This is a genomic window from Neorhizobium huautlense, assembly GCF_002968575.1.
Lineage (GTDB): Bacteria > Pseudomonadota > Alphaproteobacteria > Rhizobiales > Rhizobiaceae > Neorhizobium > Neorhizobium huautlense.
Genome location: NZ_PVBM01000009.1, coordinates 136,719 through 155,517, shown reverse-complemented (window position 1 = coordinate 155,517; position 18,799 = coordinate 136,719). Strand labels below are relative to the sequence as shown.

Below are 18,799 nucleotides of genomic sequence, written 5' to 3'. Positions count from 1 at the left end.
AAGAATCGGAGGATTGATGCAGGATGAGCATTAATTGCGAGATACTTGATCTTCGAGCCTTCCTGAGCGTCGTGGAGTTGGAGAGCTTTCATCGCGCGGCCGACGCTCTGCATCTGTCACAGCCGGCGTTGAGCCGCCGCATTCAAAAACTGGAGCAGGTTATCGGAGCACCTCTCCTGGAACGGACAACCAGGCATGTGTCCGCCACAGCTCTCGGTACGGAGCTCGTGCCGCTCGTCCGGCGCATGCTGGAGGAGTTCGACGGTTCTCTGTTTGCGGTCCGTGACGTCGGACCCAATCGAGGCGGGCTGGTGACGATCGCATGCCTTCCCACGGCAGCATTCTACTTCCTGCCGACCGTCATCCGACAGTTCAACGAAGAGTATCCGAACATTCGCTTTCGTATCCTCGATCTGCCGGCGACCGACGGTCTTCAAGCCGTGGCACGCGGGGAAGTGGAGTTCGGCATTAACCTCATGGGCACGTCGGATCCCGATCTGACCTTCGAGCGGCTTGTGGAAGACCCTTTCGTACTGGCAGCGCGCAGGGATCATCCCCTCGCGGCCAAGCCTACGGTCGGGTGGGCGGATCTGGAACCCTATCATCTGATCACGGTTCATCGATCGAGCGGCAACAGAACGCTGCTCGACGCGGCACTGGCAAAATCAAACATCAAGCTTCGCTGGTTCTACGAGGTGACCCATCTGTCCACCTCCCTCGGATTGGTGGAGGCGGGCCTCGGGATTTCGGTGCTGCCACAAATGGCAACCCCGCGAGAAGACCATCCGTTCCTGATCACCCGGCCCATCCGCAATCCCGAGATATCCCGCACGATCGGCGTGGTTCGCCGTCGCGGCGGCACCTTGTCGCCGGCGGCAGAGCGATTTCTCAAGATGCTGATAGGTGTATGGGGCACTGTTTAAAAAGCGCGAAAAACGCGACAGCCGCAAAACCAGAAGCGTCTTGCGACCATAGCCTCTTTTTCCGCAAGCCGCGAAAAAAGCAAAGCCGATGAAAAAAACCGGTTCGCCGATCGTCTTTGGGTCTGGAACGCATGCCGCGCATGCGCCGGAACCGGGATGATCGAGAACGAGGTCGCGCCATGAAATCTCATCTTCATGCATTGCAGGGCAGGCCAATTCTGCCCCGCTCCTTCTCCGGCCCGGCCCCATCCGCTCAGAAGCAGTTCGAAGTCTCCATTCTTCGACCGGAAGCCAACAGCGCCAAAACCCGGCAACCGGATCACTGTCGGCACGAGCCCGACTGAAGGACGGCAGGTCGCCGGCTGTCAGTTGGGCAAAGCCAAAACGGAGCGCCGTTGGCGTAATCGCTATCTCGCGCAACGGGAATGGAGAAGCATGCAATCGTCAAGGCAAGCGGCGGAAACGGCGACATTCCAGAGTTTCGCGAACTGCTATCTTCGCGAAGTGAACCCCGGCACGCCGGTCGTGCATCGCACGGCCACCGGAACGGTCGACGGCGTGGAATGGTCGCTGCCGCGTCAGCACATGCTGTTGCGCGCGGAGATCGTGTCGGCGTCGATCTGCGGGCCTCAATATTTCGGCAGGCTTTGGTCGCGGACGGTTTCCGAAACCTCCTGGCGTCAGATCGAACCTCTGCCAGCTCTCACGGCTCTCATTCACGGAGCCTACCGCCGGATCGACGGGGGCGAGCGCGATGAGCTGCGTACGTTCGAAGTGGAGCTACTGGCGCGGGTTTTGGACAGCTATCAGCAGATGCACAACTATATCGAGAGAGCAGAACGGGGATATCGAGAAGAGGATCATTTCATAAACGCCGAACAGTCGCTCGTGTTCGGCCACTGGCAGCACCCGACGCCAAAGAGCCGGCAGGGCATGACTTATTGGCAGCAGGAGAGTTATGCGCCGGAACTGCGCGGGCACTTTCGGCTCCACTATTTCGCCGCCAAGGCAGATCTTGTGCGCCAGGCTTCCGCAGGTGTGCTTCAGACCGACGCAATAGTGCGAGGCCTGCTCGGGCCGTCGAGCGAAAGCCTTCATATTGGCGCTGATGAATGCCTCATCCCCATGCATCCGCTTCAGGCGGAAGCGCTGCTCCTCCAACCCGATATCCAGGCGCTGGAACAGAGCGGCAAGCTGCGGTCCATAGGTCCTCTGGGGCTCCCTTTCACGGCGACTTCCTCGGTACGGACCGTCTACAGCGACGGCGCCGACTGGATGGTGAAATTCTCGCTTCCCGTGCGGATTACCAATTCCGTCCGCATCAACCGCCGCCAGGAGCTCGATGCCGGTGTCGCCATGGCGCGGCTCATGCAGCGCATCCGCCTTGCAGAACGGGTCACCGACTTCCGCGTCATCCACGATTCCGCCTATATCACGCTCGACCTGCCGGATCGCGAGGAAAGTGGCTTTGAGGTCATCCTTCGCGAAAACCCCTTCCGGGGCAAGAAGGGACTGGGCGTCGTCACCGTAGCCGCGCTAACCGCCGATCCCCTCCCCGGCAGGCTTTCGCGATTGGAGCGGATCATCCGCGAACTGGCGGTCCGGGGCGCCAGCGGGGTCTCCGACATTGCGCTCGCATGGTTCAATCGCTACCTCGCCTGCGCCGTCGAGCCGCTGATCCGGCTCTATGATGATCACGGTGTGGCGCTCGAAGCCCACCAGCAGAACAGCCTTCTGGATATTTCGTCAGGCTACCCTTCGGTCAGCTATTACCGCGACAATCAGGGCTTCTATCTCTCGGAGCGTCATCGCGGCCAGCTTGCAGGCCTTGTCGCGGAAACGGAGACAATCGCCTCTCTCTATTTCGCCGATGGTGAAATCCGCGACCGCTTCGCCTATTACCTAATCGTCAACCAGGTGTTTTCCGTCATCAGCCGCATGGGGCATGACGGTCTCTGCGACGAGGGCACTCTTCTTTGCATGCTGCGCGCGCATCTCGAAGAGTGCGCACGAACCATGCGCGGTGTCGGCAGGGAATTTGTAAGGCACGTTCTCGACCTTCCGACCATCACCTCCAAGGGCAATCTGACGACCAGGCTGTTCGACGTGGACGAACTGCAATCCAGCGGCGGCACCTCTCTCTATCGCCCCATCCCGAACCCGCTGAGGGTTCCAGCCGCGCTCGCCGCATCGAGGGTTGACCATGCCATTGCCTCTTGAAGAACCGGGCCAGGCCCGCGACCGGGTCATGCGCCAGCTGGTCGCTGCGCTGCTCTTCGAAGGCCTTGTGGAAGCGCGCACCAGCATCAGCAATGGTGAAATGCAATTCGACTGGTCGCTTGGCGGAAAAAAATTCCGCTGCCGCGGCAAGATCGGGGCGTTCGGACGTCTTCGCATCGCGCCGGGTTCCGTCGAGGTGCTGGGCTCCGGCCATCACTGGGAACCCGCCTCGCTTTCCGCAATCGTTCCGGAACTGCCAGGGACAGGCGTCACGCGCGGCAGACTGTTCAGAGAACTGGAACAGACGGTCATCTTCTCCGATTGGAACCATGACCATATTCCTCCGAAGGATCGGCGCGGAATGTCCTTTGCGGTGTTGGAAGGCGCGTTGGACGAAGGGCATCCCTACCACCCGTGCTTCCGTGCGCGCCTGGGGTTTTCGCTCGCGGACCACGCGGCCTACAGTCCGGAAGCGGGGCAACCTTTTCAACTTGTCTGGCTGCTGATTGCCCGAAAACATCTCCGCCTTGCGCTTCCGGAACGTGAAGAGGACTTCTGGCGCCGGGAGCTCGGTGAAGAGACATGGGCGGATGTCGAGGCAAAACGGCGGGCGTTACCTTTGCCCGCCGAAGATTTCGGCATCGTGCCGCTGCATCCATGGCAATGGAAGGATCTCGGTGAAGCCATAGCTGCGGGTTGGATCGCCGCTGGCGAGGCCCATTATCTCGGTGCAATCGGCGATCGGTATATGGCAACCCAATCGGTTCGCTCACTCATCAATATCGACCGGCCGGGAGCGGCGAGCATCAAGCTGCCGCTCAACATCGTCAACACCTCCTCGCGCCGCACGCTCGAACCGCATTCCGTCTGCACCGCGCCTGTACTGTCAAGTTGGATCGCCGAGATCGTCGCCGGTGACCCGGCGTTTCAGGAACGATACCCGCTTACCGTCCTGCAGGAATATGCCGGCCTCATTGCCGATGCCAGTGGGCCGCTCGCCGGCCAGATCGGCGCAATCTGGCGGCAGAATGCTGAAGCGACCTTGCAGCCTGGTGAAGCCATCGTCCCCTTCAACGCCTTGATGATGATCGAAGGCGACGGCAGGCCGTTCGCTGACGAGTGGATCACGCGGTTCGGCCTGATGCCCTGGATGAACAGGCTCCAGGAGGTCGCCATCCTGCCCGTATGGCATCTGCTCGTCGTGCACGGCATAGCGGTGGAGGCGCATGGCCAGAACATGCTGCTGGTGCATCGCGACGGTTGGCCGGTGCGGCTCATCCTGCGTGATTTTCATGAAAGCGTCGAATTTTCCTCAAGCTTCCTGCGGGAGCCGGACAAGGCGCCGGACTTCCCGTCATTGAGCCCGGCCTATCGGGACGCCGAACCGGACCAATATTACTGGACGGACAATCTCGATTCGCTGCGAGAACTCGTCATGGATACGCTTTTCGTGTTCAACCTCAGCGAAATCTCGCATCTCCTCGACGTCTGCTACGGCCTGCCGGAGTTTCGCTTCTGGGAAAGGGTCGAAAAGCTGCTGGCAGCTTACGCGGAGGATTGGCCGGTCCAGGACCGCCTGGCTGAACTCGGAAATGACCGCCCGTTCATTAGAACCGAATCCCTGATTATCCGAAAGCTTCTGGCGCAAAAGCCGGAATATCACCACGAAATTCCGAATGCCCTGGCCGCGGGAATAACCGAACGAAGGAGAAAGCCATGATCCAGATCGATGGACGGCTCTACGACCGTACCTATTTCGAGGAAGCAGGAGATCGGATCGGCAGGCAGGTCGGCCTTAATGGGGGAAAAGCCGGTCGCTATGCCGTCTGCTTCGGCAACACGGCCGAATGGCTCTCCTTTTTCTTCGCCATCCGCAAGGCGGAAGCCAGTGTGCTGCCGATCCATCCCGGCACGCCTTATCCGGCCGCGCGCAAGCTCGCGATGACCGCAAAATGCGATCGGCTTTTTTATAACAGCCTGACGGCGGAAGTGCTGGAGGCGCAGGAAGAAGCTCCAGGACCCGGCCGGCTGCTGCATATGAGCTCCGGCACGACAGGGGCTGCAAAATGCATAGCCAGGAGCTGGAACGACATCGACCGGGAGGTTGAAAGCTATGTTTCAACCTTCCGTGAGCCGGAAGGCATGACGCCGGTGATCGCCTGCCCGACGACCCATTCGTATGGCTTGATCTGCGGTATCCTTGTTGCCCTCAAACGCGGGCAGGTTCCCGTCGTGGTGGAGACGGGAAACCCGAAACATCTCCTCAAGGTGTTGCGTGAAATCGATCGGCCGCTGCTCTATTCGTCGCCGGCGATCCTTCATACGCTCTCCCGGCTGCTGCCGGAGGGGGAAAGACTTTATGCCGCCATGACATCCGGTACGCTGCTGCCCGACCCATGGTTCACGCAGATCCGCGCGAGGAGCGAGCATCTCTTCCAGCAATACGGCTGCTCGGAATCCGGATGCATCGCGATCAACCCGGACATGCACGGCGCCGCAGACATGGGCTTCGTCCTGCCGCACCTTGAAATCTCCACGGGGACAAGCGCCGAAGACGCCGGAGAGATCGTTGTTCAAAGCGACGGCGGCGCGGCGATCCACACCCGCGACCTCGGTTATCGGCGCAAAAACGGCATGCTGGTTTTCATGTCGCGCATGGACGACATGATCAACGTGTCTGGCCTTAACGTCTATCCCGGTGACGTGGAGGACGCGGTGATGGCGATGCCTGATGTCACGGACGCCGTCGCCTTCCGCAAAACCGACCGTTTCGCCGGAGAACGGGTGACGCTCCTCTACAGCGCCAGCCAGCCCGTCCCGCCGCAGGATATCCGCGAATGGTGCAGCCGCCATCTCGCAACTCACCAATTGCCGATAGAGATGATTCAGGTCGGCGAAATCCCCCGTCAGGCGAATGGCAAGATCAGCCGCCGCGACGTCGCGGCCCGCCATGCCGCTGGCGAGTTCACCGCACCTGAAAGAGGAGTTGCCTCATGACGCGCGACGAAATTCTGGAGGCCTTCCGTACGGTGCTGTCCGAGCACATGGCTCATCCGCATATGCGGAGCTTTGCGCCGGAAGCGCGCCTCAACGAGGATCTCTATCTGGATTCCGTGCTGATCCTGCAGATCTTCCTCAATCTCGAGCTGGAATACGGGCTTGCCATGCCGGAAGAGGCAATCGCCCGACAGGAACTCGCCACGGTGGCCGATCTTGTCGCGCTCTATACGCCGAAAACCGCCATTCCGTCATTTCCGATGACCGGTGGATCCACGGATGAAGGCGTCCATGGCGAGGCCTATTATGACATCAAGGTTCATTGCTTCGTCAGTTGCGTCTGCGACGGGCTGAAGCGCAACGGCCTCGATCACAGGCCGTTTTACTTTGGCGTCTGTGACGCAAAGTTCACGGTCAGCGATCACTTCGAGCTTCTCTACCATTCGCCGGAAATCACCCAGGATTTCTTCCGCGACTGGTTCACCCAACTTTACCGGGTTCCGATCCGTGAATGGTACGATCCGGGGGTATCCAAGCTTGAAAATCTCGCGACCCTCATCGAACTCGTCGAAACCCGTCCTGACACCGGCTCGGTCATGGTGATGCTCGACATGTTCCATCTTCCGGAACGCGAGAACAAGTTCAACCAGAACCCCTTCCCTCACTACCTGATGCTGCAGAAGACCGCGGATCCGGAAAAATGGTTCGTGCACGATCCTGACTATCGTTGGGAAGGCGAGATCGAGCGGGAGAAGGTGATCCACGCGATCATGCAGCCGACCGTAGGCGGCGGATACGTTTTCGACAATGCTCTCGCTCGGCAGCCGGAGCCAGACGACTTGAAGGCCTATTTCGAGGCTTGCTTCGTCGCCCACCGCAACCCGCTCGCCGATGCGGTTCGCGCCATCGTCACGGCGCATCTTGAGGGCCGCGACGGACTGAGGCTTGCCGAACTGGCCTTGGCGGTTCGGGAATTGCCGGTGATTACCATCCGCAAATACGCCTATGAGCACGGCTTCGCCTTTTTCTGGCGCGCCCTGAAGCTTCCCGCCGCCGAATTCGAAACCTGGTGCGAGGAGATCGAGGCGCTCGTCCAGGCTCTTAAGAGCCTGCACTATGCCTGCATGAAGCTTGCTCAGACGGAGGACCGAGCCCAGTCCGACGCTATCTTCGAGCGGATTGCCGAGGCTGACCGGCTGGAACGCAAGCTGAAAGATCGTCTGGGGGAGGTCTTTGCAAAGTGGTGCGGTCAGCAGGAAGCAGAAACTGCCCCTGACCTGAAGAGGGCAATGGCATGAAACTGTCCATCTGCAGCATCAGCTTCCGCCATCACCTGATGTCGATCGGTGAAATGGCCGCCTGGGCGCGATCAGCCGGCTTCCAGGGCATCGAACTTTGGGGCGTGCATGCCCGCAATCTTGCCGCTCATCCCGAGCGGAATGGCGCTTGGCTTGAGGACTACGGCCTATCCGTGCCGATGATCAGCGACTACCTGCCGCTCGATGCGGATGCGCGCTCGGTGCGGCAAAAGACGAACGAACTTTGCCAATTGGCCCGAAATTGGGGAACTTCGAAGATAAGGACCTTTGCGGGCAGCACGGCAAGCAACTTGGCTTGCCCCGAAGAACGAAGCCTGATTGCGGACCGGCTGCGCGACGTTTGCGACATCACGGCAAATTACGGGATTTATCTGCTTGCGGAAACCCACCCGAATACGCTCGCGGATACCGCTGCCTCGACGTTGCAACTGATCTATGAGGTGGACCATCCGTTCTTTGCCATCAACTTTGACGCGCTGCATGTCTGGGAGGGCGGAGACGATCCGGTTGCCATACGCCAGCGGATGGGCGCCGCCATACGCCACTACCATCTGAAAAACGTCCGTCATCGCAAGGATCTCGGTGTTTTCGAGCCTGCCAACGTCTACGCGCCAGGCGGCGATCGCCGCGGGATGACGTCGCTGTTCGAAGGCGCTCTCGACTATTCTCGCTTTCTCTCCGATCTTATAGGGGATCCAGGTGCCGAAGCCTCGTTGGAATGGTTCGGAGACGACTGCCTGGAAATGCTGCGCGACGACTTGACGAAGGTACGGCAACTGGCAAGCAGGCAACCCAAGAGCGCCTCAAACCACCATCGTCTTGAGCCAAGCCTTCTGAATCTCTGATCCCGTCGTGCTACCCAGAAGCGCGCCGCTTTGGCGATCTCAGGACGTTACATAATATGACTATTGTTATCATGTTTTTGATGCTAGATGGGGCCGCGAGCGCGATACAGCGTGCTCGCGGCGCAGGCTCAGATACATCCGAAGCTGCGTCCGGTCTTCTACGGGGCACCTGACAAGCCGATCAATGACGCTGAAAATTGACGATCGACATAGTCTTTACCTAACCCATCGCTCCGCGCTGGTCGACTATGCAACGCGCATTCTCGGCTCACGCGAGGCAGCAGAGGATATTGTCCAGGAGGCTTATCTGCGATTGGCGCCCGGTAAGATGACGGGTGAAACGGCGCGGCAGACGATTGCCTATCTCTATCGAATCGTTCGCAATCTTTCCTTCGACGTCTTGAAACGCCGCAAGATCGAATATCGGGGGCAAGCCAACGAGGCGCCGTTCTGGACAGTGCCGCAGCCTGTCGAAACACCGGAACAGACGGTCATGTTCTGCGACGAAGTTCGCATTGCCGCCGAGGTGCTCAACTCGCTGCCGAGCGAGATTCGCACTGCGGTGGAGATGTATCGCTTCGGCGGCTATACGCTTGATGGTATAGCACAACATCTCGGCATCTCGGTGGCGACCGCACACCGGCATGTGCGCACAGCCATGATGAAGATCGCCACGGCGCTCGACAGAAAAACTATCTGAAACCCACATTGCGCGAAAAATCCGGACCGATCGATCGTTCCTACGAAAGGAAAGAAATTTCGGGTACAAACAGCGAGATATCCGAAGCAGGTACGACTTGACGCGGCACGACGAGACAGACGAGAGCCTTCTGGAAGAAGCCATGGACTGGTTCCTGCGCCTGCGCGAGCCGTCTCGTTCACCCGCTGACCAGCGCGATTTCGATGCCTGGCTCGACCGGTCTCCGGCGCATCGCAATGCTTGGATGAAAGCGTGCAAGACCTGGTCGCTGATGGGCGCGACCAAGCCTGCCGACGAAAGGCGCTCGCAGCCGACGAGCCGAACGACAGTGCCTCTCCCCCGCCGGCGAAGTGCTTGGGGGACCAGAGCGGCGCTCGCACTGGCGGCCTGTCTTGTGCTGGCTTTCGCCGGCCCCCCGCTTCTCCTTCACTACCGGGCGGATTTCACGACAGGCACAGCCGAGCTGCGCAAGATCACGCTGGAGGACGGCACGGTGGTCCAACTCGGCCCGAGGAGTGCGATCGATACGGCCTTCACCAAAGGCACACGTAGCGTGACGTTGCTCGCAGGCGAGGCCTTTTTCGACGTCAAGCACGATCCGGCGCGGCCTTTCACAGTCGATGCCGCAGGCGTCAATGTCGCGGTGCTGGGCACGGCATTCGACGTCAACATGAAACAGGGAGATACGACCGTCGAGCTTATGCGAGGCGTGGTCGGTCTCACGGTCAAAGGAGCCGCACATCCGTTCGAGCTGTCGCCCGGCGATTCCGTCACGGTCGGTCATCGAGAAGGCCGGATATTGCGCAGCCGGATTGCACCCGAGGACATGGCGGCCTGGCGAAACGGCCGCCTGTTCGTTAACGACGTGAGCATCGCGTCGGTGGTCGAGGAATTGCAGCGGTACCATCCTGCGTGGATCAGCATTCCAAGCGCAGAGCTCGCCGATCGCCGCGTGACAGGACTCTACGATCTTTCGGACCCGGACCGGGCGCTCGAAGCGCTCGTCCAGCCGTTCGGTGGCAAGATGCACCGTATTTCGCCCTACCTGCGCGTGCTTGCCCTCTTCTAGGGCGTTCAACTTTCATAAAAATTTTCGCAAGCGGTGAAAAAACTGCCGTCTGCAGTCGTCTTTACCCTGAAACGCTGGCCGGGGGGCTTGGCGAATAGTTTATAATAGGAGACGGGGCGGATGGGCTTTCCGGCAAGTAGGGTTTTGCGTCGAGCGGAGACCAGGGGCAGGAACAGGGCCTTCGCAGTGCGCTTGTTGGCAACGGTCGCCACCGCAGCGATTGCCGCAAGCTTGATCATCGTCAGCCCTGTCCGGGCACAGACGGCGACGCGCAGTTTCGATATCCCGGCCCAGCCGCTGGCCTCGGCTGTCAATGCTTTCGGCCGCCAATCAGGGCTGCAGGTTACGCTCGCCGCCTCGACCTCGCGCGGCATCAATGCCCAGGCGGTCAGCGGCAACCTCACTCCGGATCAGGCGCTCGCCCGCATGCTGGCCGGTACCGGGGTCAACTATCGGATCGCCAACGGTACGGCCGTGATCGGCGCTCAGGCGTCTTCTGGCGGCGACCTCCCGGTCGAAGGCGCAACCACGCTCCGGCCAATCGTTCTGCAAGGACAGCCCGGTGCGGAAGGCGACGTGAGCGAAACGGTCATCGGTCCGGAGCAGCTGGAGCGGATCAATCCGACCGACATTGCCGATGTATTCCGTGAAGAGCCCGGCGTGCAGGTGGGCAGTTCGCTGCCCATGTCCCAGAAGGTCTATGTCCATGGTGTTGAGGAAACCAATCTTGCGGTCAGCATCGACGGCGCGCGCCAGAACAACAAGGTCTTCCACCACAATGCCACCAATCTGATTGACCCCTCGATCCTGAAAGCCGTCGATGTCGATGCCGGAATAGCGCCGGCCGATGCAGGCCCCGGCGCGCTTGCCGGCTCGATCAATTACGAAACCAAGGATGCAATCGACCTTTTGGCGCCTGACCAATCGCTCGGCGGCTTCGTCACCTCCACCTACAATTTCAACAGCGACACCGTCACGACGGGCCTTTCCGCCTATGGCAAACACGAAGGCTTTGAGTTCCTGGGCTATTTCACCTTCGGTAAGGGTGATGATTTCGTCGGTGGAAACGGACATGAAGTCGGCGGCACGAAGACTGATATCCTGAGCGGCCTTGGCAAGATCGCCTATGAAACCGAGGACGGCCACCGCTTCGAATTGAGCCACGATCGGGTCGTTGACGACGCACCGCGTCCGTTCCGCCCCAACGCAGGCTTTGTCGATACCGGCCGTCCATGGGAGCCTCGTGTTCGCGACTTCAAGATGGATCGGCAAAATACGGTCCTGACCTATACCACGACCCAACCTGACGGCTGGTGGGATCCGACCTTTATGCTGTCCTACAGCAAGACCGAGGTGGACACGACGGCATATGCCTGCCCGCGCGGTTGCCCGCCTCCGTCCATTCCGGTCACTTATCCATCGATCGGCGAGACGTCGAGCTTCAACGGAAAGTTCCAGAACAAGTTTGCGTTCGATATCGGCAACGTTGTCGCCGGCATCGACTTCTACTCCGATCGCGCAGAACTCGATGCCGAAAGCACAGTTCTTCGCTTTTCCGACTCCGGACGCGAGAAGGCGACAAATGTGGGTATCTATGCGCAGGCGCGGCTTGAACCTTGGGATCGAACACGCCTTTCATTCGGTGCTCGCGCAGATCATCAATGGTTCACCGGTGTGACCGGCGCGGAGTTCGACAATGGCGGCCTCAGTGCCAACATTTCGGGTGAATACGATCTGACCGACTTCCTGACCGCCAAGGCAGGTTATTCTCACGTGTGGGCAGGTATTCCTTTGACGGAAAACTTCGTCATCAATCCCGCATGGGACTACGGCGCAGATGGTCCTGAACCGGTTACGGCCGACAATTTCATGATTGGCCTCGAGGCCCATAACGGAGGGTTCAGCGCGGAAGTCAGCCTCTTTCGAACGGAAATCGACAACGCCCGCGTGCCTCTCTATGCGTATTCCGGCGCGGTGCCGGCACCTTTCCCAGGTGCTCTTGCAGCCAATCGCGCGCGCGACATGGTTTCAGAAGGGGTCGAAATCGGAGCCGGGTACGAATGGGCAGATAGCGCCGTAAAAGTCAAATATGCCCATATCGATGTGAAGGTCGATGGAAAGGACGCAGATTCCGATCTAGGTAACTATCTCGCCACGCCGGTGGGCGACATTTTCACTCTTACGGCGCAGCACACCTTTAGAGACTGGAATCTTACGATCGGTGGCGACCTCGAATATGCTCCCCAGTACAAGACCTACGACGAATACAAAGTCGTAAACCTGTTTGCGGAATGGAAGCCGGAGCAATGGGAGAACTTCTCGTTCCGCGCTGAACTCAGAAACGTCTTCGATGAGAATTACTCGAACCGCGCCACTTATGGGCAGGAATTCGGCAATGTCACGCCGCTCTACGAGCCGGGACGCAGCTTCCTGCTGACTGCGAAGGCGACATTCTAAGCGGGTGACCCCGTTCACGTCGACGTGTAGCGGCGGCCTTTCCGGTTGCCGCCATATGCGCTTCGCGATAAGTGGAAGATAATACTCATATTAAGGAGCGACCGTTGGTACAGGCAATCGCAGAATGGCAGACAGAACACGGCGCGAAATATCTCGTTCAGCTCTGCAAACATTTCGCGCACAAGATCGAGACCACCTATTCCGAAACCCGTGGCGAATGCCGCTTTTCCTGCGGAACCGCTGTGTTGGACGCCGATCCCGACAGGCTGAAGATCGTGGCGATCGCGGCGGACGACGAGCAGCTCTCGGAAACGGAATCGGTGATCGAGAGGCATCTGGTTCGCTTTGCATTCCGGGAAAACCTGGAAGCGTTGCAATGGCAGGTTCAGGATAACGGCTGAGACGCCAGGAACGACGGGTACATGGTGAGGCGATGAATCTCGGGATGATCGCGGCGGCGGCCGCTTTTGCTTTTTCTGCGCTGTCGGCGCATGCGGCCGATATCAACACCGCCAGAGGACCTGTTACCATCGCGAAGACCCCGGCCACGGTCGCAGTCTTCGATATCGCCGCCATCGACACGCTTGACCGGATCGGGATCAAGCCGGCCGGCGTTCCGGAAAAGCTCTATCTTTCGCAATTGGAGCCTCTCAAACAGGGTGCAGCAGTCGTTGGGGACCTCTTCGAACCGGATCTCGAGGCGCTGAGCGTGCTTTCGCCGGACCTCATCATCGTCGGCGGGCGATCCTCGACAAAAGCGGATACCGCCGCCAAAGTGGCCCAGACCATCGATATGACAATGGTTGGGGACGATCTGGTGGCCGAGGCCAAGGAGCGGCTTGCCACCTATGGCGCTCTTTTCGGCAAGCAAGCCGAAGCCGACAAGGCTGCAGGCGAGCTGGACGACCGGATCAGGACCGCAAAGGCAGCTGTCGCCGGCAAGGGCAAGGGGCTGATCATCATGACCAACGGACCGAAGGTGACGGCCTATGGTCCCGGCTCGCGCTTCGGCTGGGTGCATGCCGCGCTCAACCTGCCGCCGGCCGTTCCCGACGTAAAGGCAGCGGACCATGGCGAAGCGATATCCTTCGAATTCATCGCCAAGGCCAATCCCGATTGGCTGCTGGTTCTGGATCGCGCCGCGGCGATAGGTTCCGGCGAACAGGGCGCCAAAGCGACGCTCGACAACGAACTGGTCGCACAGACGGCCGCATGGAAGAAGGGACAGGTCGTCTATCTGCCGGCCGCAGAATTCTACATCGCCGCCGGCGGGATCCAGTCGATGCAGCGCGTGCTGGCAACCATCGCGGAGGCCTTTGCCGCCGCCAGATGAATACAGCCGCTCGCCAGAAGCCGTCACCTATCGGATTGGCCGCGGGTTTCGTACTTGCGGTTCTCGTCATGTTGAGCCTGTTCGTCGGCGTCATCGACATGCCCTTTCGGCGGGTGCTTTCCGACGCCGAGGCGCTGGAACTGCTGCTGATCAGCCGCCTGCCGCGAACGCTGGCGGCTCTGCTTACCGGATCCGGTCTGGCGATCGGCGGCCTCATCATGCAGACGCTCGCCCGCAACAGTTACGTCGAGCCCTCGACGGCCGGTACTGCACAGAGCGCCGAACTTGGCGTGCTTCTCGTCACGCTACTGTGGCCTTCGGCAAACCTCTTCATAAAAAGCATCGTCGCGACCACGACCGCGCTTGTCGGTACGTCGGTCTTCCTGATGACGGCGCATCGGCTGCCGCCGACCCAACCCTTTCTGGTTCCCCTGTTCGGCATCGTCTATGGCGGCGTCATCGGGGCAGCGGTTACCTTCGTCGCCTGGCAGGCCGACCTGCTCCAGTATCTCTCAGTCTGGACCAACGGAGATTTCTCCGGGGTGCTACGCGGGCGGTATGAACTATTGTGGGCCGCCGCGGCCATGCTGGTGGTCGCATGGATGATCGCCGACCGATTGACGATCATGGCGATGGGCCGCGACGCCAGTATCGGGCTTGGCATCGATTATTCCCGCATGCTGCAACTCGGTCTCGTCATCGTCTCCGTCATCTCGGCCCTTAGCACCGTGATCGTCGGAATGATCCCCTTCGTCGGCCTCGTCGTACCAAATATCGTATCCCGGCTGATGGGCGACAACCTGCGCGGTACGCTGCCCGTCGTCGCCATGAGCGGCGCGATCCTGGTGCTCGGCTGTGACATCCTTGGCCGGCTGATCCGCTACCCCTATGAAATCCCCGTCGGCACGGTGATGGGCTGCGTCGGCGGCGTGGTTTTTCTCTGGCTTCTCTTTCGGCGGCCGGCCCATGCCTGACCGTCGGCTCCTTTGTCTCGGCGCGGCAGCGATTGTCTGCATCGCCGCCTATATGACAATCGGACTGGGCGGCAATATCGGCTTCGTGCTCTCCCTTCGCGCCACGAAACTCGCGGCCCTGCTGCAAGTCAGCCTATCCATCGCCCTGTCGACGGTGATTTTCCAGACGGTGACCAACAACCGCATCCTGACACCCTCGATCATGGGGCTCGACGCGCTCTATCTGTTCGGGCAGATGCTGCTCGTCTTTCTGCTCGGCGGTCTCGGTTATTCGGCGCTCGATCCCCAACTGAAATTCGGCGGCGAAGTGATGCTGCTGATGGGCCTGGCGATCGGCCTCCTGCTGCCGATGCTAAGGCGCCGTACGGATATGGGGCTGATGCTGCTTGCAGGCGTCATCTTCGGCGTCCTTTTCCGCAGCCTTCAATCGCTGTTGGCCCGCCTTGTCGATCCCAATGACTTCGCCGTGGCACAGAGCGCGAGCTTCGCCAACTTCAACGATGTCCGCACCGACGTGCTGATCTTTGCAACAATTCTGACCGCCGTGGCCGCGGTGATCGCCTGGCGGGCGCGGCATCTCCTGGACATCGTGGCGCTCGGCGCCGACAGCGCGACCGGACTTGGGGTCGCCTGGGCGAGAACGGTCGCCGGCCTTCTACTGCTCGTCTCGTCGCTGGTAGCCGTATCAACCGCACTGGTCGGGCCGATCGCCTTCTTTGGTCTCCTGGTCGTCGCCATCGCGGAGCGGGTTGTCGATACCCGGCGCCACAGCATGCTGTTGCCTGCAGCGGCCTTCACCGCCGTGATCATCCTCGTCGGCGGCCAGACATTGTTCCAGCACGGGCTCGGCAACAGCTCCACGCTCGGCGTCGTTATCGAATTTGCTGGCGGCCTCGCCTTCCTCATTCTCCTCTTCCTCGGGAGCCGCCGATGATCCGGGTGGAAAAAGTCTCGCTGAAGCACGGTTCCACGCCGATCCTGCACGATATTTCGCTTGATATCCCGAAAGGCGGCATCACCGCGCTGATCGGTCCAAATGGGGCGGGCAAGTCCTCGCTCCTCTCGCTTATCGCGCGGCTTCAACCGCTGCAGACAGGAAAGATCAGCATCGAAGGCTATCCGGTCGACACGACACCGAACCGGGATCTCGCGAAGATCATCGCGATCCTGCGTCAGGACTCGATCGTGACAAGCCGGCTACGCGTCCGCGAACTCGTCGGCTTCGGCCGTTTCCCGCATGGACGCGGCCGATTGACGGAGGAGGACCAGAGGATCATCGATCAGTCGCTGCAGCAATTCGACCTGACCGACCTTGCGGGCCGGTTCATCGAGACGCTCTCCGGCGGACAGCGTCAACGGGCCCTCGTCGCCATGGCTTTTGCGCAAGGCACGGACTATTTGCTCCTCGACGAACCGCTCAACAATCTCGACATGTATTTTGCCCGGGAGCTGATGCGGTCGCTGCGCAAGATCGCCGACGGCAAGGGCAAGACCGTCGTCATCGTGTTGCACGATATCAATCAAGCGGGGGTCTATGCGGACCGCATCGTGGCGATGAAATCCGGCCGCATCATTGCCGATGGCCCGCCCTCAGAACTGCTCACCCCGGAAACGCTGCATGCCATCTTTGGATTCGGGATGCGGGTGGAAACGATCGACGGCATTCCGATCGTGGTGCATCTTCGTTAAGCAGCCATTCCCGAAGCCTGATAATTCCACCGGCCTGGGACGCGTTCAAGATACTGATGCTAATCGGGAGTCACTTTTCAGATCTTCACTCGCTCCGGCTACTCTCAGATGTCCTTTGCCAGCCGCAGCGCATCATATATGGCAGCATGCGTATTGCGGGCCGCCACCGCATCACCGATGCGGAAAAGCTGATAGGAGCCAGCCGCGTTGCGTTCGATCGTTTGCGGTGCGCCGGAAAGCAGCTCGTCATAGGAGACCTCGCCGAGGTTTTTCGAACCGGGCTTCAGCTCGAAGTATAGATCATCCAGCGGGATGGTCCCGTGATTGACGACAATCTGATCGACTATTCGCTGCCTGGCTACCCCGCCATAGTCGCTGCCGACATGGGCGACGATCTGGTTGCCACTCCCCTCCGCCGCTTCCAACCGGTAGGTGATGGTGAACGTCACATCGAGCTTTTGAAGCGACCGCATATAAGGCACAAGGTTCATCGCCATGACCTCCGGAGCGAAGGAACGGTCCGGCGTCATGATCTCGACCTTGCCGCCCGCCTTGGCGATAAATTCTGCGGCCTGCAGCCCTGCATGGTCACCCGCGTCGTCGAAAACGAGCACGTTGGTGCCGGGCTTCACGTCGCCCGAAATGATATCCCAGGAAGAAACCACGAGTTCGTTGCCCTTCGAAAGCACCTCGGTATGCGGCAGTCCGCCGGTTGCGATGATGACAACGTCGGGATTTTCCGCCGCAACCGTGTCCGCTTCCGCCCAGGTGTTGAAATGGAAGGTGACGCCAAGCTTTTCGCATTGGCTCATCCGCCAGTCGATGATGCTGATCATTTCCCGCCGACGCTCGCTTTGCGCCGTCAACCGGATCTGGCCGCCAGGATCGTTCGCCGCCTCGAAAACCACGACGTGATGGCCACGTTCAGCCGAAACGCGTGCGGCCTCCAGGCCAGCCGGCCCTGCCCCTACGATCACCACCTTCTTGCGCAGGGCGGCTTTTGGAATGGTGTGCGGCATGGTCTCCTCGCGACCTGTCGCGGCATTATGGATGCAGAAGGCCATGCCACCCTGATAGATGCGGTCGAGACAGTAATTCGCGCCAACGCAGGGACGGATGTCATCTTCCCGCTTCTCGATGATCTTTCGCACGATGTGCGGGTCGGTCATGTGCGCACGCGTCATGCCAACCATGTCGACCTTGCCCGCCGCAATGGCATGGCGGGCTGTGGCGACGTCGGGGATCTTCGCGGCATGAAAGGTCGGGAAGTTCGTGGCCGCGCGGATCTCGCCGGCGAAATCGAGGTGCGGAGAGTTCGCCATTCCCTGGATCGGGATAACGTCCGTCAAGCCGGGATCCGTATCGATATGGCCGCGGATGACGTTCAGGTAGTCGATCAGCCCGCTGTCCTTCAGGCGTCTCGAAATCTCGATGCCGTCATCTTGTCCGGTGCCGCCGGGAAGACATTCGTCGGCGGTGTAGCGGACACCGAGAATGAAATCATCGCCTACCCTCTCTCGCATCGCCTTGAAGACTTCGAGACAGAAACGCATCCGGTTTTCAAGGGATCCACCATAAGGTGCCTCAAGCTCATTTGTGAGCGGGGAAACGAACTGATCGATCAGGTGGCCATAGGCCTCCAGCTCGACGCCGTCCATCCCGCCTGCCTTCATGCGCTCGGCCGCATCGGCGAAGTCCTTGACGATACGCTCGATATCCCAATCTTCGAGCTTCTTCGGGAAGGCGCGGTGCGCAGCCTCGCGATGATGGGAGGGCGCGACGACGGGGAGCCAATCGCCCTTGTCCCAGCGCGTGCGGCGGCCGAGATGGGTGAGCTGGATCATGATCGCTGCCCCCTCCTCGTGCACGGCATCGGTCATCTGCCGGATCCACGGTACGATTTCGTCCTTGTAGGCGAGCAGATTGTTGAAGACCGGGGGACTATCCTTCGATACAGCGGCGGAACCCGCCGTCATGGTCAACGCCACGCCGCCCTTTGCCCGCTCGACCGTATAGGCCCTATAGCGCTCCTTCGGCATGCCGTCCTCTGGATAGGCCGGCTCGTGCGACGTTACGATAATACGGTTGCGCAGGGCCAGATGCTTCAGCCTATAGGGCTGAAGGAGTGGATCGTTCGACATGCGCGGGCTCCGGCCTAGGGATGTTCGCACAAAGTTAGGTGGGAATGTACATATATGTCAACGATGAAAACAGTTGTGTCTTTTGCCTGGTCAGATATGTACATTCTGCTTGTAGCTCTCGCTTGGATTGGT

Annotated in this window: 15 protein-coding genes; 14 read left to right on the top strand and 1 reads right to left on the bottom strand. The window is 60.2% G+C overall.

Features of this window, described 5'->3' with window-relative positions:
• Positions 1 to 23: 23 nt before the first annotated feature.
• The 14 genes from C5L12_RS12650 (at position 24) to C5L12_RS12585 (ending at position 16,526) form a co-directional block, all read left to right on the top strand.
• Positions 24 to 923, top strand: a complete 900-nt coding sequence (locus C5L12_RS12650; RefSeq protein ID WP_105372398.1) for a LysR family transcriptional regulator — start codon at positions 24 to 26, stop codon at positions 921 to 923.
• A gap of 435 nt (positions 924 to 1,358) precedes the next feature.
• The gene (locus C5L12_RS12640) at positions 1,359 to 3,143 is read left to right on the top strand and encodes an IucA/IucC family protein (RefSeq protein WP_105372396.1); all 1,785 of its coding nucleotides are present in this window, start codon (positions 1,359 to 1,361) and stop codon (positions 3,141 to 3,143) included.
• Positions 3,127 to 4,863: an IucA/IucC family protein gene (locus tag C5L12_RS28415; protein WP_170109089.1), complete on the top strand. Its 1,737-nt coding sequence runs from the start codon at positions 3,127 to 3,129 to the stop codon at positions 4,861 to 4,863. The genes C5L12_RS12640 and C5L12_RS28415 overlap by 17 nt, the downstream gene beginning before the upstream one ends.
• Complete coding sequence (locus C5L12_RS28410) at positions 4,860 to 6,140, top strand: AMP-binding protein (protein ID WP_170109088.1); 1,281 nt, start codon at positions 4,860 to 4,862, stop codon at positions 6,138 to 6,140. The genes C5L12_RS28415 and C5L12_RS28410 overlap by 4 nt, the downstream gene beginning before the upstream one ends.
• Positions 6,137 to 7,438 carry a DUF6005 family protein gene (locus C5L12_RS12630; protein ID WP_105372395.1) on the top strand — a complete coding sequence of 434 codons (1,302 nt, stop codon included), beginning with the start codon at positions 6,137 to 6,139 and terminating at the stop codon, positions 7,436 to 7,438. Before C5L12_RS28410 ends, C5L12_RS12630 begins: the two co-directional genes overlap by 4 nt.
• The gene (locus C5L12_RS12625; RefSeq protein WP_105372394.1) at positions 7,435 to 8,304 is read left to right on the top strand and encodes a sugar phosphate isomerase/epimerase family protein; all 870 of its coding nucleotides are present in this window, start codon (positions 7,435 to 7,437) and stop codon (positions 8,302 to 8,304) included. Before C5L12_RS12630 ends, C5L12_RS12625 begins: the two co-directional genes overlap by 4 nt.
• 184 nt (positions 8,305 to 8,488) lie before the next feature.
• The gene (locus C5L12_RS12620) at positions 8,489 to 9,004 is read left to right on the top strand and encodes a sigma-70 family RNA polymerase sigma factor (RefSeq protein WP_105372393.1); all 516 of its coding nucleotides are present in this window, start codon (positions 8,489 to 8,491) and stop codon (positions 9,002 to 9,004) included.
• 97 nt (positions 9,005 to 9,101) lie between these two features.
• Entirely contained in the window at positions 9,102 to 10,073 is a 972-nt protein-coding gene (locus C5L12_RS12615) for a FecR family protein (protein WP_245422879.1), read from the top strand.
• Between the two features lie 186 nt (positions 10,074 to 10,259).
• Positions 10,260 to 12,530 carry a TonB-dependent receptor gene (locus tag C5L12_RS12610; protein ID WP_105372391.1) on the top strand — a complete coding sequence of 757 codons (2,271 nt, stop codon included), beginning with the start codon at positions 10,260 to 10,262 and terminating at the stop codon, positions 12,528 to 12,530.
• A gap of 104 nt (positions 12,531 to 12,634) precedes the next feature.
• Positions 12,635 to 12,931: a DUF2218 domain-containing protein gene (locus tag C5L12_RS12605; RefSeq protein ID WP_105372390.1), complete on the top strand. Its 297-nt coding sequence runs from the start codon at positions 12,635 to 12,637 to the stop codon at positions 12,929 to 12,931.
• 32 nt (positions 12,932 to 12,963) lie between these two features.
• Positions 12,964 to 13,863 carry a siderophore ABC transporter substrate-binding protein gene (locus C5L12_RS12600; RefSeq protein WP_105372389.1) on the top strand — a complete coding sequence of 300 codons (900 nt, stop codon included), beginning with the start codon at positions 12,964 to 12,966 and terminating at the stop codon, positions 13,861 to 13,863.
• Positions 13,860 to 14,837 carry an ABC transporter permease gene (locus C5L12_RS12595; protein ID WP_105372388.1) on the top strand — a complete coding sequence of 326 codons (978 nt, stop codon included), beginning with the start codon at positions 13,860 to 13,862 and terminating at the stop codon, positions 14,835 to 14,837. Before C5L12_RS12600 ends, C5L12_RS12595 begins: the two co-directional genes overlap by 4 nt.
• Positions 14,830 to 15,771 carry an iron chelate uptake ABC transporter family permease subunit gene (locus C5L12_RS12590; RefSeq protein ID WP_105372387.1) on the top strand — a complete coding sequence of 314 codons (942 nt, stop codon included), beginning with the start codon at positions 14,830 to 14,832 and terminating at the stop codon, positions 15,769 to 15,771. The genes C5L12_RS12595 and C5L12_RS12590 overlap by 8 nt, the downstream gene beginning before the upstream one ends.
• Positions 15,768 to 16,526 (top strand): iron ABC transporter ATP-binding protein, encoded by a 759-nt coding sequence (locus tag C5L12_RS12585; protein ID WP_105372386.1) that lies wholly within the window; start codon positions 15,768 to 15,770, stop codon positions 16,524 to 16,526. The genes C5L12_RS12590 and C5L12_RS12585 overlap by 4 nt, the downstream gene beginning before the upstream one ends.
• 104 nt (positions 16,527 to 16,630) lie before the next feature.
• On the opposite strand, the gene C5L12_RS12580 is transcribed toward C5L12_RS12585, so the two are convergent.
• Positions 16,631 to 18,667, bottom strand: a complete 2,037-nt coding sequence (locus C5L12_RS12580; RefSeq protein ID WP_105372385.1) for an NADH:flavin oxidoreductase — start codon at positions 18,665 to 18,667, stop codon at positions 16,631 to 16,633.
• Between the last annotated feature and the right edge of the window lie 132 nt (positions 18,668 to 18,799).